1 protein-coding gene is annotated in these 3,843 nt (G+C 59.6%); it reads right to left on the bottom strand.

Annotated elements, in window-relative coordinates:
- Positions 1-3,843 (bottom strand): PPC domain-containing protein (locus tag ABX749_RS25275; RefSeq protein WP_372898447.1); only part of this gene is annotated, 3,843 nt, incomplete at both ends.

The following is a 3,843-nucleotide window of genomic DNA, read 5'->3' as shown; positions in this document are numbered from 1 at the left end:
TCGATCAGCGGCAGGAAGGTCGGAGTACCGAAGGAGAAGTCGTTGTCGCGAACGTCTTCCGGATCGATGTCGCGGACGCCCGGTTCGGCCCAAACGCCGATCGCACGGACATCGCTAATCTTGTTCGAATCAACGATCACCTGACCTTGAGTCCGGACATAGTTCGAGTCGCCGAACCCGTTGTGCAGGATCGCGGGCAACAGCAGATGTCCGTCCGTATCGCGTGCCAAGGACGTGCCCAACGGCGGGGCATCGGCGACCGAGTCGATCGCCACGAAACTGCCGCGGGCGCTACCGGCCAGGGACAGACGGCCGTCGGTCATCGTCTCGTTGTCTTGTCCGGCGGCCGAGGAAGCCTCGATGTCGATCCCGGTTTGCTGGGTGATCGCGGTGCGGATCGCCTGGGCGACTTGTGCCGGTGAATCGCCTACCCCGTACAACACCGGCGTGTTGCCGAATTGAACGGTGCCCGGCGTGGTGGTGAATTCAAAGGTCTGGATCGATGCACCGTCACCGAGGACAAACGTGTCGCCATCGGCGATCTGGCTGCCGGCCGGAGCGACGATCGTGAACGATTGGTTGTGACGGTCATTGGTATCGAAGTCCTCGACCAGTCCGACCGTGCCGAATCCGATCGAAGCCGCATACGGAGTGGCCGGGCGTGTCTCGAGTTGGTACTCACCGGCACCACCGTTTCCGAAACCGATGAATTCATCGGTGCCGCCCGGCGTGTTGAAGATCGTTTCACCGCGTTCGGCGAATCCGATAATGAAGTCATCCAAGAACAAGCCATCGTTCTCGAAACTTTGTCCCGAAACCGGCGTATAGGTCACCTCGACGCGGATGCCCGTGTCGCCGGCAAAATCACCGATGTCTTCACGGAATTGGAACCAGGTGTCATCGGCCTGCAGGTTGGCGTTGCTGGCGATGACCCGACCGATCTGGTTTTCGTTACTGAAAATTCGGATCTGGACGTCGTCGGAGTTGAACGATCCATCGATAAACGGATCGAAGCGATAGTTGAAGTAGAACGTCGGCAGGTCAAAGTCGACGTAGCCGCTCAAATCGAAGGGCTGACTGGTGATCGTCGCCGGTGCGGTCTTGCTCAGTCGGTCGTAATGCAGCGTTTGATTGCCGAACAACCCTTGCGGCAACAGGTGGTCTTCCACCGAAACGTGCAAGCGATAGTCGAGCGGGCCGAACAACGGATCGGTGGTGGCGGTCACAATCGCGCCGGTGTTGGCATCGACCGAAACCCCCACCTGGGATTGAGCGATCGCAACGACGTACGTCCCGGCCAACAGATTGGGTGTTCCGAACGCGGCGCTATCGAAGAACGGGTCCAGCACACTGTTACTGCCGCTTCGCCCGTCCAGGGTCGACGATATGGTGTTGGAAAAGACCTGGATGTACCGGCCGGTCACCGGATCCTGGCGGAACAGATACATGGTCGTGTCCACGCTGGTCGCATCGGGGACAAAGACGATGTTTTCCGAATCCGGGTCCAGATCGTTGACAAAACTGTGTCCGTCATCGATGTCCAGGATCACGCGTGCGTTGTCCGTGTCCACCGTGAACTGGAACAGGTCCGAACGATCGCCGCCCAGTGAGCCGTTGATCGAAACGTGTGGGATCGAGGTGGACGTGTTGTCAGAATTGTTGAAGACAAAGTCACCGCCGATTTCGATGTTGTCATCGAGCGACCAGTTGAGTGCGTCGAGATCGGCCGCACCAAATCCTCCGAACGCAAATCCGGGTGCGTCACCGCCGGCGACAAAGAACTCGCTGAAGACTTGGCTGAAGTTCTGGGCCGGTCCGCTGGTGCCATCAAAGTGTCCGGGTTTGCCGTGGCCGAACATCCCGTCACCGGCCAATTCGAATTCGCTGGCGCCGATGTCCACGTTGGTAAAGAAGTCCGGAACGACCGGTCCACCCGCGGTGCTAGGGCCTTCGCTGGCATCGAATCGTTGCTCCACGATCCGCCGCACCGAGTTGATCGGCTCGCGACGGACAAACTGGGACGACGTCAGCGCGACCGGCTCGACGCCGGCGCCGGTAACGGCAATGTAGTAGGTCCCTTCGGGCAACGTGACCGGACCGATCAACGGGTCGCCGGTCGAGATCGAACCGCGTGAGAGTTTTTCCGAACCGTCGTTTTCACCGTTCGGGCTGGTCAGGTCGTCCAGCACGTTGCTGTTGGTGCCGAACAGGACCAAGCGCGGCTCGACGGCTTCGCTGAATTCTCCATCGGGATCGTAGAAGACGCTGATGTTCGTGTCAGGGCGATTGAATCCGGCGGCGTAGTCGATGTCAAAGATCATCGATCGAATCGCTGAGTCGATGTCGTCGTTGAGCAGGTCGATCTGGTAGAAGTCGACGTCTGACGAAGACGACAGTTCACCGGCAACGCTGATCACGTTGTTGCGGTTCTCGACGATGTTGCCGAGATACTGAGCGCGTTGCGAGGGAATCTCGGTACTGTTGGTCGTTGTGTCGATCAACACCGGCGGGTTGATTTGACCATTGTCAGCGTTGAAGGGGTCTGCCACCTCGTTCTCGCTCGCTTCACCGAGCAGTGGCGAGGTTCCCATCAGGCCCTGGACATGAACGCCGTGGTTGGCGTAGCGGATGTCGGAATAACGCACGACGCTTCCGGGGAACTCCTGGTCTTCGCTCAATCGCACCTGGAATCGGTAGCCACCGCGGGTCAGTCCGCCCGCCGCGTCGTCGGGATTGATCGAGGCACTTCGCACGCGGAAGAAATACGTGCTCCGCGAGTTCGGGTTGGTCGGGTTGCCGGTGAGGGTGAAGTGGATCCCGGCATCGCGCGGGTTGGTAGTGTCGAAATCTTCGTAGACACCGCCGACGCCGAACTCGCTGAACTGTGGATCACGGGCCTGAAGCGAGGTCGTGACCCCGTCAAGACGCGGGTCGAAGACTTCGACGTTGGATCCGTTTGCGATTTCATCGCCGCTGTCGTTGCTGCGGGCCAGCACATTGCCGTTGGCATCGAGCAACTCGATCACCGAGTCGAGCGTGAAGCTGGTCTTGTCGATGTCCACCCAGATCTCCGTGCCCGGGCTGCCGGTGAAGCTGTAGGTGTCGACGTCGTTGGGATTGCTGAGGAACCCTTCGACTTCGAAACCCAATCGCAGCACTTCGTCACTGGCGGTCAGCGAGGTAGCGAGTTCACCGAGCACCTGCGCGTTCTGAACACTGCCGTTCAATCCGGGAGCGACTTCGGTGGCCAGTTCCAACTCGGGAATCACATCGACGTTGCGGTCGTTGCTCCACTGGTCCAGCAAGATGCTCCGCCAATCGTTGGCTTCGGGGCGTGAATTCGACTTGTCACCGTTGTTGTCGGTGAACTGTGTGCCTTCGGGGGTCAACCCGGCACCGACCGTGTCATCGCGGAAACTGGTCAAGACGACGGGGGAATCCGGCAGACCGAGAATCGAGATCGAGCCGCCGATTCGATCGATCGCGTCGTTCGGTGTTCCCGAAGCGGTCAACCCGGTGCCGATCGTCGCGCTGTTGGGCGTGCCTTGACCGCTACTCAGTTCGGTCAGCAGCGGGTTGTCCTGGTCGCCGAGTTTGACAACCAGACTTTCGTCGGGCCGGCTGCGAAGTTTCAACCCGCCGCCGGAGTGAATGTTGTCCACGATGATCGAATCAAACACCAAGTGAACGATGTCGGTATCGTCCCAAACGCTTTCGGTGGCCAAGGTGCCGCCACGGATTTCCATGCCGGTGATTTGGTCCAGTCCCGGCAGATCATTGTCGTCGTATCGGTTGAACCGAACCATCGGCCCGAAGTTGTCGTCCAGCTCGCTGATGCGGTTG

It is taken from the genome of Stieleria sp. (assembly GCF_041595215.1).
Lineage (GTDB): Bacteria > Planctomycetota > Planctomycetia > Pirellulales > Pirellulaceae > Stieleria > Stieleria magnilauensis.
This window is presented reverse-complemented; position numbering and strand designations above follow the sequence as displayed.